Origin of the sequence: Paraburkholderia nemoris (assembly GCF_905221015.1) — a bacterium.
In the GTDB taxonomy this organism is placed as follows: domain Bacteria; phylum Pseudomonadota; class Gammaproteobacteria; order Burkholderiales; family Burkholderiaceae; genus Paraburkholderia; species Paraburkholderia nemoris.
Genome location: NZ_CAJNBO010000018.1, coordinates 52,135 through 66,296, shown reverse-complemented (window position 1 = coordinate 66,296; position 14,162 = coordinate 52,135). Strand labels below are relative to the sequence as shown.

General features: G+C 64.0%; 10 protein-coding genes. 7 read left to right on the top strand and 3 right to left on the bottom strand.

The window, feature by feature from the left end; all coding sequences use genetic code 11:
* Positions 1-32: 32 nt before the first annotated feature.
* Together smc and KHO33_RS26115 are read right to left on the bottom strand one after the other, a co-directional pair.
* Positions 33-3,551, bottom strand: a complete 3,519-nt coding sequence (gene smc, locus KHO33_RS26120; protein ID WP_200565830.1) for a chromosome segregation protein SMC — start codon at positions 3,549-3,551, stop codon at positions 33-35.
* A gap of 149 nt (positions 3,552-3,700) precedes the next feature.
* On the bottom strand, positions 3,701-4,711 hold the full coding sequence (locus KHO33_RS26115) for a DMT family transporter (protein ID WP_054041005.1): 1,011 nt from the start codon (positions 4,709-4,711) through the stop codon (positions 3,701-3,703).
* 379 nt (positions 4,712-5,090) lie between these two features.
* Here KHO33_RS26115 and dapC point away from each other — a divergent pair, with 379 nt between their 5' ends.
* The 6 genes from dapC to cls all read left to right on the top strand — a co-directional run bounded on the left by dapC (position 5,091) and on the right by cls (position 11,571).
* Positions 5,091-6,308 carry a succinyldiaminopimelate transaminase gene (gene dapC, locus KHO33_RS26110; protein WP_054041007.1) on the top strand — a complete coding sequence of 406 codons (1,218 nt, stop codon included), beginning with the start codon at positions 5,091-5,093 and terminating at the stop codon, positions 6,306-6,308.
* 82 nt (positions 6,309-6,390) lie between these two features.
* Complete coding sequence (dapD, locus tag KHO33_RS26105) at positions 6,391-7,218, top strand: 2,3,4,5-tetrahydropyridine-2,6-dicarboxylate N-succinyltransferase (protein ID WP_054041009.1); 828 nt, start codon at positions 6,391-6,393, stop codon at positions 7,216-7,218.
* Positions 7,218-7,583 carry an ArsC family reductase gene (locus KHO33_RS26100; protein ID WP_054041011.1) on the top strand — a complete coding sequence of 122 codons (366 nt, stop codon included), beginning with the start codon at positions 7,218-7,220 and terminating at the stop codon, positions 7,581-7,583. The genes dapD and KHO33_RS26100 overlap by 1 nt, the downstream gene beginning before the upstream one ends.
* A gap of 190 nt (positions 7,584-7,773) precedes the next feature.
* Positions 7,774-8,913 (top strand): succinyl-diaminopimelate desuccinylase, encoded by a 1,140-nt coding sequence (gene dapE, locus KHO33_RS26095; RefSeq protein WP_054041013.1) that lies wholly within the window; start codon positions 7,774-7,776, stop codon positions 8,911-8,913.
* A gap of 16 nt (positions 8,914-8,929) precedes the next feature.
* Complete coding sequence (gene prmB / locus KHO33_RS26090; protein ID WP_054041015.1) at positions 8,930-9,814, top strand: 50S ribosomal protein L3 N(5)-glutamine methyltransferase; 885 nt, start codon at positions 8,930-8,932, stop codon at positions 9,812-9,814.
* Between the two features lie 317 nt (positions 9,815-10,131).
* Positions 10,132-11,571, top strand: coding sequence for a cardiolipin synthase (cls, locus tag KHO33_RS26085; protein WP_200565829.1), 1,440 nt, complete (start codon positions 10,132-10,134; stop codon positions 11,569-11,571).
* Positions 11,572-11,594: 23 nt separating this feature from the next.
* Here the strand turns inward: cls and KHO33_RS26080 are convergent, their stop codons facing one another.
* Complete coding sequence (locus KHO33_RS26080; protein ID WP_054041016.1) at positions 11,595-12,074, bottom strand: glutathione peroxidase; 480 nt, start codon at positions 12,072-12,074, stop codon at positions 11,595-11,597.
* Positions 12,075-12,209: 135 nt separating this feature from the next.
* Between KHO33_RS26080 and KHO33_RS26075 the strand changes: the two genes are divergently transcribed.
* A complete protein-coding gene (locus KHO33_RS26075; protein ID WP_200565828.1) occupies positions 12,210-14,144 on the top strand; it encodes an ATP-binding cassette domain-containing protein in 1,935 nt (644 codons plus the stop codon).
* Positions 14,145-14,162: the final 18 nt, after the last annotated feature.

The window sequence follows — 14,162 nt, the reverse complement described above, 5'->3', positions numbered from 1 at the left end:
GGGCGCCCGCGATGATCAACCTAAACGAAAACTTAAACGATATTCTGGGCGAAACCAGCCGCTGTTTCCATGTCGACCGCGACGATCCGCGATACGCCCTGCTCCTGCATGGTCACGCCGATCAGTTGCTGCGCCATTTCCATCGCGATCTTGTTGTGCGAAATGAACAGGAACTGCGTCTTGTCCGACATCGCGCGCACGAGGTTCGCGAAGCGTTCCGTGTTGGCGTCGTCGAGCGGCGCGTCCACTTCGTCGAGCAGACAGAACGGCGCGGGATTCAGCTGGAACATCGCGAACACCAGCGCGGTGGCGGTCAAGGCCTTCTCGCCGCCCGACAGCAGGTGAATCGTCGAATTCTTCTTGCCCGGCGGCTGCGCCATCACCTGCACGCCGGCGTCGAGAATCTCGTCGCCGGTCATGATCAGCTTGGCCTGGCCACCGCCGAAGAGACGCGGGAACAGCTCACCGAAATGACGGTTCACTTCGTCGAAGGTGCCTTGCAGCAACGTGCGCGTTTCGCCGTCGATCTTGCGAATCGCGTCTTCGAGCGTTTCGATCGCGTTGTTCAGGTCGGCCGATTGCGAATCGAGGAACGTCTTGCGCTCGGTCGCCGCCTTCAATTCGTCCAGCGCAGCCATATTGACCGGACCCAGCGCCGTGATGGCGTTGTTGATCCGCGTGACTTCGCCTTGCAGGTAGGACGGCTTCATGTCCGGCGTGAGTTTGGCCTGCAACTCCGCCTCATCGACGCCGGCTGCCGCCAGTTGCTCGATGAACTGCTCGCCGTTCAGGCGCGCGGCCTGTTCCTTCAACTGCAATTCGTTGATGCGGTCGCGCAGCGGTTGCAGCGCACGCTCGGCGGTCAGACGGGTTTCGTCGGCGGCACGCAGCTTGGCCGTCAGGTCGTCCAGTTCCAGACGCGTGGCGTGCAGCGCTTCTTCCTTGACCGCACGAATATCGAGCGCGTCCTGCAAACCGGTATGTGCGGTTTGCTCGTTGATCGTTTCCAGTTCGGCGCGCGCATCTTCCAGCGACGCGGCGACACGCTCGCTCTGCTCGTGCGAGACCTGGATGCTGCGCTTCAATTCGTCGATGCGGTTCGCCATGTTGCGCGCGGCGAAGCGCGCGTCGGTGGCGGCCCGATCGAGATCGCGCGATTGGGCGCGCGCGGCAGTAAGCGATTCGTCGAGCGCTTCGAAGGCCATCTGGTGATCTTCGAAACGCGCCTGCAATTCGGCGAGTTCGGAATCGTGACGCTCGAAGTTCGCTTCCGATTCGCCACGCAAAGCGCGCTGCTCTTCGATCTGCGCGGTGATTTCTTCGAGCTCTTCGCGAATTTGCGTGCTGCGCTGCGTGTAACGCTCATGCGCTTGCGCGAGCTTGAGCACGTCCATCTGCAAGGCGTGCACGCGTTGGGTCGCACGCTCCGACTGTTGACGCACATCGGTCAACGCTTGCGCGGCTTGCGTGTGCGCGGCTTCGGCACGGATCGCGGCAGCCTTGGCCTCATCGGCGAGCAAGGCCTGCGCGCGCACCTGACGGCCCAGGTTTTCGATTTCCTGCTGACGGGCCAGCATGCCGGCCTGTTCGGAATCGGCGGCATACAGCTGGACGCCGACGCGCGTCACTACATGGCCGGCCTTGACGACGAACGAGCCGCCTTCCGGCAATTGCGCGCGCATAGCGAGCGCCTGCTGCAGATCGTCAGCAACGAAGGCGAGGCCAAGCCAGTCATTCAGCACGGCGCGAATGCCCGCGTCGTCGATACGAACCAGCGACAACAACGGACGCAAGCCCGCCGGCGCAGCAGCCGGCTGACCAGCTGCGGGCGGCGCGTAGAACGCGAGCTTGGCGGGCGGCGCGTCAGTAGCGAACGCCTTGACCCAGTCGAGGTTCGACACTTCGAGGGCGGCGAGGCGCTCACGCAGCACCGCTTCGAGTGCGGCTTCCCAACCGGCTTCAACGTGCAGCTTCTTCCACAGACGCGGCAAGCCGCTCAGCTCGTGCTTTTCGAGCCACGGCTGGATCTTGCCTTCGGTCTGAACGTTTTCCTGCAGTTGCTTGAGCGCGGCAAGGCGTGCGTCGAGCTGATGAATCTGCGCGCTTTCCGACTGCACGCGCTCCTGAGCGGCGCGCCGTTCACCGTCGAGACGCGGCAGCGTTTCCTGCGCGTCGGCAAGACGGGCCTGCGCGTCGTGCAGGATTTCTTCGTGTTCGGCGAGCTGCGCGCGCATGTCTTCGAGCTGCGCTTCGTCGGGGGCATCCAGACCGCCCGCTTCCGACTTCAGCCGTTCGTGACGCTGCTGCAACTGCTGCAATTGCTGATCGGCATTGCGCTGATGCGCGGCTTCGAGCTTGAGTGCCTGTTCGGTCTGCGCGATACCGCCGCGCTCGGCGTTCAGTTCGGTCTGCGCATCGCGCCAGCGCGCTTCGAGCGCCGGCATCGCGTCATGCTTGGCGGCGGCCTCGTCTTCGGCCAGCGCGGCCTTTTCGTCGGCGACGGCCAGTTGTTCTTCAGCGTCTGCGAGATCGTCTTGCGCCTTCTGCGCTTGCGACTGCCACTGCTCGCGCTGCGCGGTCAACGCGGCAATCTGCGCCTGCGTGCGGTTGCGCGATTCGACGATGAACTTGATCTCGGCCTCGAGGCGGCTGACTTCGGCATTCGCCTCGTACAACGCACCTTGCGCGCCCTGCATCGCGTCGCTGGCGGAGTAATGCGCGACGCGCAGCGTTTCGAGTTGCGCTTCGACTTCGCGCAGCTTCGCGGTTTGCGCTTCGAGGTCGATCTGCGCCTGTTCGATCGCGCGTTGCTGGCGTTCCTGCTCGCCGCCGGCTTCGTTCTTGCGCAACAGCCACAGCAGGCGCTGCTTCTCTTCGCCGTCGGCCTGCAAATCCTTGTATTTGGTCGCCACGATTGCCTGCGCCTCGAGCTTCTCGAGGTTCGCACTGAGTTCGCGGACGATGTCTTCGACGCGGATAAGATTCTCGCGCGTGTCGTGCAGACGGTTCTCCGTCTCGCGGCGGCGTTCCTTGTACTTCGACACGCCCGCGGCTTCTTCGAGGAACACGCGCAGCTCTTCCGGCTTCGCCTCGATCAGGCGCGCGATCATGCCCTGCCCGATGATCGCGTACGCACGCGGCCCGAGGCCGGTGCCGAGGAAGATGTCCTGGATGTCGCGGCGGCGCGCCGGCAGGTTGTTGATGTAGTAGCTCGAGGTGCCGTCGCGCGTCAGCACGCGCTTGACGGCGATTTCGGCATACTGCCCCCACTGCCCGGCGGCGCGGCCGTCGGCGTTGTCGAACACGAGTTCGACGCTGGCGCGGCTACCCGGCTTGCGCGCGGTCGAGCCATTGAAGATCACGTCCTGCATCGACTCGCCGCGCAGCTCGGAAGCGCGCGATTCGCCGAGCACCCAGCGCACGGCGTCGATGATGTTGGACTTGCCGCACCCATTCGGTCCGACCACGCCGACTAGCTGGCCGGGGACCTGGAAATGCGTGGGATCGACGAATGACTTGAAGCCAGCGAGTTTGATCGAGGTCAGACGCACGGCGATTTCGCTGTTTGAAAAGGGAAAATAAAAGGTGGCTCGTGAAGGCCGCGCCAGCCGTTCGCCGATGCAGCGAAACGGCCCGCGAACCCCCGCGACACGGGCGCCAACTGCACGCGATGAAGCATGCGCCGGCTAATGAGGGGCAATCATACCATCGCGCGCGAGCGGTTCTTAGCGTCCTTACGGTCCGCACCGAGGTCGGCATCGCGGTCGACGTCTCGGTCAACATCAAGACCCGCATCCTGATTGGCCGGATCGGGCGGTAAAGCCTTGGTCCGGTGCACCCAACTGGACAATGCCGACGCCAGTACGATGCACGCGCCGCCTGCCCATTCGCGCGGACCCGGCGACTCGCCGGCGAACAGCCACGCCGACAGGGCCGTCACCACGATCTCGAACAGCATGATGATCGAGGCCCGATTGGCCGGCACGCGCGCGAGTCCGTACTGCACGAGCATATTGTTCGACGCCAGCAGAAAACCGAGGCCGAGCACCAGTAACGCGGCCGTGCCGAGATGCGCGCCGGTGGGCGGTGCGGGCATCGCCTCGAACAGCGATGCACAGGCGCTGAAAATCGCCGCGCCGCCGAAGATCGTCGCGGTGCGCATTTCGGGCTTCATCTCAGGCAGCACGCGGCTCGTCTTGAGGATCAGGACATTGCTCATCGCGAAACCCATGCCGCCCGCGAGGCCAGCCCATTCGGCGAGGTTGCCGGGCACCGGGAGGCCCAGTTGCGGCGACCACAGCATGGTCATCGCGCCGGCGAGCGACAGCGCGGCGAGGCCTGCGCCCGACCAGGTCAGCCGTTCGTGCAGGATGAAGTGCGCAAAGAGCGCGGTCCAGGCAGGCGTGAGATAGAACAGCAGCAGGACGCGCATCACCTCGCCGTGGATCGAGCCCCACACGAAACCGAGATTGGTCACGCCGGCGGCCAGTGCAAGCGCCGGCAGCAGCCAGTGCCAGCGCACCGTCTTGAGCGCACGATAGCGCACCAGCAGAACGAACAGGCAACCGGCGGCGCTCGTCAGTGCGCTTGCCGCCGTGCCGGTCACGCCGAGCGCATTCAGCATGCGCAGCGGGTACCAGATCATCCCCCATACCGAGGCGCCCAGCATGATCGCAAGCGTCGGCCAGCCTGTGCGAAGCCAGTTGCTCATGATGTAAGGCTCCCGCGGCGGTTGCTGCTCCTGCGGGCGATGCTGCTGACTTTACAGACGGCGGGGTTCTTGCGCCCGCTTCGTCCGAATCGTGCGGATGTCTCCATTGCTGCTACAAACATTGCTGCTCCTGCTTCTTTTTTGCGCGAACCGTCTGCGGTTCGCGTCGTTCCCGCTGCGTCGCATTGCCTGCGCCGCCTGGCGGGTTGCGCCGCGTCTTACACGCCGGGCGCCACCATGAATTTCCCGTGCGCGCCGCCACGCTATAATCATTCGCTCGCCGCCGCTGCCGCCCTTTTCGCGTGTTTCATGCGTTTTACGGTCAGCATGCGTGCCAGCATTCCTCTGCGCCCATCTTCGATCAGGCTCGATCCGCCCAGTGAACCCGCTACTCGACTCCCTTCAGCCCTATCCGTTCGAAAAGCTGCGTGCGCTTTTCAAGGACGTCACGCCGCCGGCCGGCCTCGCGCACATCAGCTTCGGCATCGGCGAACCGAAACATCCCACGCCCGCGCTGATTCGCGACGCGGTGATCGCCTCGCTCGGCGGTTTGTCGGCGTATCCGGCCACCATCGGTTCGCCGGCACTGCGCGAATCGATCGCGAAATGGGCGACCCAGCGCTACAACCTGCCACCGGTCGATCCGGCCACCCAGGTACTACCGGTAGCGGGCTCGCGTGAGGCGCTTTTTGCGCTCGCCCAGACGGTCATCAACCCCAAGCTCAATGCTGACGGCGAGCCTGCGATCGTACTCTGTCCGAACCCGTTCTACCAAATCTATGAAGGCGCGGCGCTTCTGGCCGGCGCGCAGCCGTACTTCGTGAATAGCGACCCGGCGCGCAACTTCGCCTGCGACTATTCGGTGATACCAGCCGACATCTGGGCGCGCACGCAGCTGCTGTACGTGTGCTCGCCGGGCAATCCCACGGGCGCCGTACTCACGCTCGACGACTGGCGCGAGCTGTTCGCGCTGTCGGACCGTTACGGCTTCGTGATCGCCTCGGACGAGTGCTACTCGGAAATCTACTTCGACGAAGCCAATCCGCCGCTCGGCGGCCTGGAAGCGGCCCACAAGCTTGGCCGCGGCTTCGAGCGCCTCGTGATGCTGTCGAGCCTGTCCAAGCGCTCGAACGTGCCAGGCATGCGTTCGGGCTTCGTGGCCGGCGACGCCGCGATCCTGAAAGACTTCCTGCTATACCGGACATACCACGGCACGGCCTTGTCGACGGTGTTCCAGAGTGCCAGCATCGCGGCCTGGAATGATGAAACGCACGTGCGGGAGAACCGCGCGAAGTACGTGCAGAAGTTTTCCACCGTGACGCCGATGCTCGCCGAGGTGCTCGACGTACGCTTGCCGGACGCCGCGTTCTACCTGTGGGCGGACGTCTCGCGCACGGGCCTCACGGACACCGAGTTCGCCCAGCGCCTCTACGCCGACTATAATGTGACGGTTCTGCCGGGCTCGTTCCTCGCGCGCACTGCGCATGGCGTAAACCCCGGCCGCAATTTCGTGCGCATGGCGCTCGTCGCCGATGTCGACGAATGCACGCAGGGCGCACAACGGATCGTCGATTTTTGCCGCGCGCTCGCGGGTTGAGTTTTTCGCGAATTTTCATATTCGGCAACCCCGCGCACCGCACTCCCTTCTTCAGACTTCAACTCTTCAGAAAAGCACGCATATGTCGCAACAACTTCAGCAGATCATTGATACCGCCTGGGAAAACCGCGCCGACCTGTCGCCGAAGGCCGCCCCGGCCGAGGTGCGCGAAGCCGTCGCCCACGCCATCGAGCAACTGGACAAGGGCGCGCTGCGCGTGGCCGAAAAGAAGGACGGCGACTGGGTCGTCAATCAATGGCTGAAGAAAGCCGTGCTGCTGTCGTTCCGCCTGGAAGACAACGTGGTGCAGCCGGCTGGCGGTTACTCGCAGTTCTACGACAAGGTGCCGTCGAAGTTCGCCAACTACACCGCTGAAGACTTCGCCGCCGGCGGCTTCCGCGTGGTGCCGCCCGCCATCGCGCGCCGCGGCTCGTTCATCGCGAAGAACGTCGTGCTGATGCCGTCGTACACCAACATCGGCGCCTATGTCGATGAAGGCACGATGGTCGACACGTGGGCAACTGTTGGTTCGTGCGCGCAGATCGGCAAGAACGTCCACCTGTCGGGTGGCGTCGGCATCGGCGGCGTGCTGGAGCCGCTGCAGGCCAACCCGGTCATCATCGAAGACAACTGCTTCATCGGCGCGCGTTCGGAAGTGGTGGAAGGCGTGATCGTCGAAGAAAACTCGGTGATTTCGATGGGCGTGTACCTCGGCCAAAGCACCAAGATTTACGACCGCGAAACCGGTGAAGTGACGTACGGCCGCATTCCGGCGGGCTCGGTGGTGGTGGCGGGCAACCTGCCGTCGAAGGACGGCTCGCATAGCCTCTACTGCGCCGTGATCGTCAAGAAGGTCGACGCCAAGACGCGCGCGAAGGTCGGCCTGAACGAGCTGCTGCGAGGCGACTGATGGCACGCGGCACCAAGACCGTCGTCTACGGCATCCCGAACTGCGACACCGTGAAGAAAGCCCGTGTGTGGCTGGAAGAACATAACGTCGAGTTCGAGTTCCACGACTTCAAGAAACACGGCGTAACCGAGCCGCTGGTTCAGGACTGGCTGAAGGACGTGAAGCTCGACGCATTGCTGAACCGTCGCGGCACGACCTGGCGTGGCCTGTCTGACGACATGAAGGCGGCGGCGGAAACGCAATCGGGCGCGATCGCGTTGATGATTCACAAGCCGTCGGTGATCAAGCGGCCGGTGCTGGTGGTCAACGGAAAGGTCAAGTCGCTCGGCTTTTCCGCGGACGAATACACGGCGCTGTTTGCCTGACGCCGATTGTTAGCGCGCAGTCCCGCTTGCGTGACTCGACGCGCGGGACTGAACGCCAGGCTCAGCGCCTCGCTCGAGCGCAACGGGTAGTAAAACGCGGCCTCGCCGCGTTGCTTAAAAGCTGTTGCCGGCTGCGGTGTCCAACCGCCAGCCGGCATTTTTTCATTTCAAAGTGGCTTGTACTGAATCCATGTCCGGCACCCTCGCCCTTACCGAACAACTGATCGCGCGCGCGTCTGTCACGCCCGACGACCAGCATTGCCAGCGTCTCCTGATCGAACGCCTGTCCGCGCTCGGCTTCGAGCACGAGACGATCGAATCGAACGGCGTGACCAACCTGTGGGCCGTCAAACGCGGCGTCGACGGCACGCGTGGCAAGCTGCTCGCGTTCGCCGGCCACACGGACGTCGTGCCGACCGGCCCGCTCGAACAATGGCACTCGGCGCCGTTCGAGCCGACCCATCGTGACGGTAAGCTCTACGGCCGCGGCGCGGCGGACATGAAATCGTCGATCGCCGGCTTCGTGGTGGCAAGCGAGGAGTTCGTCGCGGCGCACCCGGCGCATCGCGGCTCGATCGCATTCCTGATCACGAGCGACGAAGAAGGCCCCGCCACCGACGGCACCGTCAAGGTCGTCGAGGCGCTGCAGGCACGCGGCGAGCGCATGGACTACTGCATCGTCGGCGAACCGACCTCGAGCGCGCAGTTCGGCGACATGGTGAAAAATGGCCGGCGTGGTTCCATGTCGGGCAAGCTCATCGTCAAGGGCGTGCAAGGCCATATCGCCTATCCGCATCTGGCGAAAAATCCGGTGCATCTGCTCGCGCCCGCGTTGGCCGAGCTGGTCGCCGAACGTTGGGACGACGGCAACGAGTACTTCCCGCCCACCACCTGGCAGGTGTCGAACATCCATAGCGGCACTGGCGCGACCAACGTGATTCCGGGCCATGCGGACGTGATGTTCAATTTCCGCTTCTCGACGGCGAGCACGGTGGAAGGCTTGCAGGCTCGCGTCCATGCGATCCTCGACAAGCACAACCTCGAATACGACCTGCAATGGACCGTGAGCGGCCTGCCGTTCCTCACACCGCGCGGCGACCTGTCGAACGCCCTGGCTAAGGCCATCAAGGACGAAACCGGCGTCACGACCGAACTGTCGACCACCGGCGGCACCTCGGATGGCCGCTTCATCGCCCGCATCTGCGAGCAGGTGATCGAATTCGGCCCGCTGAACGCCAGTATCCACAAGATCGACGAACATATCGAAGTCGCACACATCGAGCCGCTGAAGAACGTGTATCGCCGCGTGCTCGAACAACTGATCGCCTGACCAAGGAATTTCTGCGATGACGCTCCCGTTTTCCACTGTCCGCGACCTGCTGCGTTTCGCGGTGTCGCGCTTCAACCAGGCCGAGTTGTCGTTCGGCCACGGTTCGGCCAACGCCTACGACGAAGCCGCTTATCTGATCCTGCACACCCTGCATCTGCCGCTCGATCTGCTGGAGCCGTTCCTCGACGCGCGTCTCTCCCCGGCCGAGGTCGACGCCGTGCTGAACGTGATCGAGCGCCGCGCGGGCCAACGCGTGCCGGCGGCGTACATCACGCAGGAAGCATGGATGCACGGCTTTCGCTTCCACGTGGACGAACGCGTGATCGTGCCGCGCTCGTTCATCGGCGAGTTGCTGCAGGACGGTCTGCAGCCGTATGTCGAAGATCCTGAACAGGTCGGCGCCGTGCTCGAACTGTGCACCGGCTCCGGCTGCCTCGCGATCCTCGCGGCGCACGCCTTCCCGAATGCGGATATCGACGCCGTCGATCTCTCGGCGCCCGCTCTCGAAGTGGCCACGCGCAACGTCGCGGACTACCATCTGGACGACCGCATCGCCCTCTTCGAAGGCGACCTGTACGCGCCGCTCGCCGAGCGCCGCTACGACGTGATCATCAGCAATCCGCCGTATGTGAACGCCACTTCCATGCAGGAACTGCCCGCGGAGTACAAGCACGAGCCGGATATGGCTTTGGCAGGCGGCGCGGACGGCATGGATATCGTGCGCCGGATCATCGCCGAAGCGCGCAACTGGCTGACCGAAGACGGCGTGCTGGTGGTCGAGATCGGCAACGAGCGCGCGAACGTCGAAGCGGCCTTCGGCGGCCTCGATCTGGTCTGGCTGTCGACGAGTGCCGGTGACGACAACGTGTTCCTGATTCAGGCCGCGGATCTGCCGGTATAACGTTTATCGCTGAACCGCCGGTTGCTGGATCGCTGGTTGCCGGACTACCGGACCGCTTTATCGCACGACACGCGCGGCAGACGTTCATTGCCTGCCGCGCGTGTCGCAGCTCATAACCAGCCCACGCCAGCGCCGCCCGCACACGCCGGCACCACCCGTCTCTCCCCCGCCCGCACACCCCGCATTCGCGGAATCCCCGAAGAAGCTGAACCATCACACCACCCCAACGCACGCACGTTCGGTAAGATGGGCGCGGTCAGCTGCACGCTGCGCCGTCAGGCAGCAGCGGCGGCGCCCTGCCAACCCTTCGTCCGCCTATGGAATTCGACCTGCTTCACATCGGCACGCTGGTCGCCCTCGCCCATATTCTCGGCGTGGTGGCGGCGTGCCACGCGATTCTGAACACCCGCACATCGCAAGGCGCGGTCGCATGGGCCGTCTCATTGGTCGCCATGCCGTATCTCACGCTGGTCCCGTATCTGTTCCTCGGCCGCAGCAAATTCCAGGGTTACGCGGACGCTCGCCGCATCGAAAACGAATTGCTGCGCACGCGCGCCCATCCTCAGGCATGGGACACGCTGGCCTCGTCGGCCGGGCTGCCTACCCAGGAACTTGGCGCAAGACTCGTGCATTCGCTCACGCGCCTCGGCGGCATGCCGTTCCTGCCGGGAAATTCCGTGCGCACGCTGGTCAACGGCGCCGCCACTTTCGAGGCGATCTTCGAGGCGATCGAAGGCGCACGCAATTACGTGATCGTGCAGTTCTTTATCGTGCGTGACGACGCGCTCGGCGAGATGCTTAAAGACGCTTTGATCGCGAAAGCGCAGCAAGGCGTGCGCGTCTATTTCCTGTACGACAGCATCGGCAGTTTCGATCTGCCCCACCGCTACGTGGCGGCGCTGCGCGCGGCCGGCGTGGAGACGCACCCGTTCGCCACCAATCGCCGCTTCGTGAACCGCTTGCAGCTGAACTTCCGCAATCACCGCAAGATCGTCTCGGTGGACGGTGAGCGGGCGTTTGTCGGCGGACATAACGTCGGGGTCGAATATCTCGGCAGCAAGCCGCCCCTGTCGCCATGGCGCGATACGCATATCGAAGTGCGCGGCCCGGCTGTCGCCAGCATCCAGTTCGTGTTCACCGAGGACTGGCACTGGGCGACCCAGCAGTTGCCCGAGTTCGCGATGCCGGCTTTCCAGCCGGACGACGAAGGCATGCACTGCCTCGTCGTGCCGAGCGGTCCGGCCGACAAACAGGAGACCTGCTCGCTCTTCTTCGTCGAAGCGATCAACGCGGCACGCGAGCGGATCTGGATCACCACGCCCTACCTCATCCCCGACGAAGCCGTATTCTCCGCGTTGCGCCTGGCCGTGCTACGCGGCGTGGATGTGCGCATTCTGATTCCGTGCCGGCGCGATCACCGCGTGGTGTTCGCCGCCTCGAAACTGTATGCGTACGACTCGCTGCGCGCGGGCATCCGCATCTTCCGCTACCAGCCGGGCTTCCTGCATCAGAAGGTCGTGCTGATCGACAGCGCGGCGGCGGCCATCGGCAGCGCCAATCTCGACAACCGCTCGTTCCGCTTGAACTTCGAGATCATGGTGCTGACCGTGGACCGCGGCTTCGCCAAAGATGTCGAAGCAATGCTGCTCAAAGACTTCGCGGAGTCGCTCGAAATCGACCGCACCGAGTACCGCAACGCGAGCGCGCTGCGGCGCGTGTTGATGCACGTGGCGCGGTTGTTCTCGCCGATCCTGTAGCGTCCCTGCCACCGCGCCGTGCGTTACAACTGCTTTTCGATGTCCTCGACAATCGCCTCGGGCTTGGTCAGCGGCGCATAGCGCTTCACCACGTTGCCGTCGCGGCCGATCAGGAACTTGGTGAAATTCCATTTGATCGCTTCGAGCCCCAGCAAGCCCGGCGCTTCGCCCGTCAGGTAGCGGAACAACGGATGCGCGTTGGCGCCGTTCACATCGATCTTGTCGAACATCGGAAAGGTCACGCCGTAATTCTTTTCGCAGAAACTGCCGATCTGCGTGGCGTCACCCGGTTCCTGCTTGCCGAACTGGTTGCACGGAAAACCGAGCACCGCGAGTCCGCGCGCCGCGTAAGTGTCATAAACCTTTTGCAGACCCGCGTACTGTGGCGTGAACCCGCATTCGCTTGCCGTATTGACGATCAGTAAGACCTTGCCCTGATAGCGCTCGAGGCTCACTTCCTCGCCGCCGAGCGTGCGTGCAGAAAACGAATAAATCGATGTCATATGCTCTCCCCGTGAAAGCCGTCAGTCTATGCCAAAAGCCGCGCCGGTACAGTCGGCCGAATGGCCAATCCTGGCCGGGCGCCCGGTGTCAGCCCCAGCAGTCTAAAATAGCGTTTTTCTTCAGTCGGCCTCTTCGTGATCCGCTTTAACCAGTTCAGCCTCGCGCGCGGCACCAAGCCGCTCTTTGAAAACACCACGTTCACCCTCAATCCCGGCGAGAAGGCCGGTCTGGTGGGGGCGAACGGCGCGGGCAAGTCGACGCTGTTTGCCGTTCTGCTCGGCGAACTGCACGCCGACGGCGGCGATTTCTCGATCCCGCCGAACTGGCAGATCGCCCACGTGGCGCAGGAAACGCCCGCCGCGGACAAAACCGCCCTCGCCTACACGCTCGACGGCGACGCCGCGTTGCGCGCGATCGAAGCCTGCATCGCCGAAGCCTCGGCCGCGCATGACGGCGCCGCGGAAGGCGAAGCGCACGCCGCGTTCGCCGACGCCGACGGCTACACCGCGCCCGCCCGCGCCGAGGCCTTGCTGCTCGGTCTCGGCTTCACGCTCGAACAGACGCGCGAGCCGGTCAGCAGCTTTTCGGGCGGCTGGCGCATGCGGCTGAATCTGGCGCAGGCGCTGATGTGCCGCTCCGACCTGTTGCTGCTCGACGAACCGACCAATCACCTGGACCTCGACGCGATCGTCTGGCTCGAAGACTGGCTGCACCGTTATCCGGGCACGCTGATCGTGATCTCGCACGACCGCGAATTTCTCGATTCGGTCTGCAACGTCACGTTGCATCTGGAGCATCGGCAGATCAAGCGTTACGGCGGTAACTACTCGCAGTTCGAAATCCTGCGCGCGCAACAGATCGCCTTGCAGCAAAGCGCGTATGAGAAGCAGCAGCGCACGGTCGAACATCTGCAGAGCTACATCAATCGTTTCAAGGCGCAGGCCACCAAGGCACGGCAGGCGCAAAGCCGCGTGAAGGCGCTCGAAAAGATGGAGATGATCGCGCCGGCGCATGCGTCCTCGCCATTCACGTTCGAATTCCGCACGCCCGATTCCGCACCGAATCCGATGATGGTGATGGAAGACGTGCGCTGCGGCTATCGCGGTGAAGACGGCGAAATCCCCATCGTCGACCATGTGATGCTGTCGATCCAGAACGGTCAGCGCATCGGCCTGCTCGGCGCAAACGGCCAGGGCAAATCGACGCTGATCAAGACGCTCGCCGGCACGCTCGAAGCGCTCGGCGGCCATGTGCGCGAAGGCAAAGGCCTGCGCATCGGCTACTTCGCGCAGCACCAGCTCGAAACGCTGCGTCCGGACGACACGCCGCTGCAGCATCTGGCGCGTCTTGCACCGGATACGCGCGAACAGGAATTGCGCGACTTCCTCGGCAGTTTCAACTTTTCCGGCGAGATGGCCACCGCGAAAATCGCGCCCTTCTCGGGCGGCGAAAAAGCCCGTTTGGCGCTCGCGCTGATCATCTGGCAAAAGCCGAATCTGCTGCTGCTCGACGAGCCGACCAACCACCTGGATCTCGAAACGCGTCACGCGCTGACCATGGCGCTTGCGCAATTCGAGGGCACGCTGATTCTGGTGTCGCACGACCGGCATCTGCTGCGGGCCACCACCGACGTGTTCATGCTGGTGGCCAAGCATCGCCTGCAGGAATTCGACGGCGATCTCGACGACTACCGCGACTGGCTGCTGCAACATGCCGCCGACCAGCGCGCGGCGCTCAAGGCGGGCACGGCGTCGAGCGCCGCTGACAGCGCAGACGGCGGCGTCAATCGCAAGGAGCAACGCCGTCTCGAAGCGGAAACGCGTCAGAAGCTCGCACACCTGAAAAAACCGCTACAAAGCCGCATCACCAAGATCGAAAAGGAAATGGACACGCTCAACGCGGAAAAGGCGAAGCTCGATGCATTCGTCGTCGATCCGGCCAGTTACGAGCCCGAGCAGAAGAGCAAACTGACGGAGGCGATCCGCCGTCAGGCAGATGTGAACGCGCGCCTCGAAACGCTCGAAGCCGAATGGCTCGAGACTCACGAGGAACTCGAACAAATCGGCTAGCGGCAGGCTGTTCGCGGT

What these genes read in the sequence shown, in the direction of transcription:
- KHO33_RS26115 (WP_054041005.1), bottom strand. Translation starts at nt 4,711, where the DNA reads ATGAGCAACTGGCTTCGCACAGGCTGGCCGACGCTTGCGATCATGCTG.
- dapD (WP_054041009.1), top strand. Translation starts at nt 6,391, where the DNA reads ATGTCGCAACAACTTCAGCAGATCATTGATACCGCCTGGGAAAACCGC.
- KHO33_RS26100 (WP_054041011.1), top strand. Translation starts at nt 7,218, where the DNA reads ATGGCACGCGGCACCAAGACCGTCGTCTACGGCATCCCGAACTGCGAC.
- dapE (WP_054041013.1), top strand. Translation starts at nt 7,774, where the DNA reads ATGTCCGGCACCCTCGCCCTTACCGAACAACTGATCGCGCGCGCGTCT.
- prmB (WP_054041015.1), top strand. Translation starts at nt 8,930, where the DNA reads ATGACGCTCCCGTTTTCCACTGTCCGCGACCTGCTGCGTTTCGCGGTG.
- cls (WP_200565829.1), top strand. Translation starts at nt 10,132, where the DNA reads ATGGAATTCGACCTGCTTCACATCGGCACGCTGGTCGCCCTCGCCCAT.
- KHO33_RS26080 (WP_054041016.1), bottom strand. Translation starts at nt 12,074, where the DNA reads ATGACATCGATTTATTCGTTTTCTGCACGCACGCTCGGCGGCGAGGAA.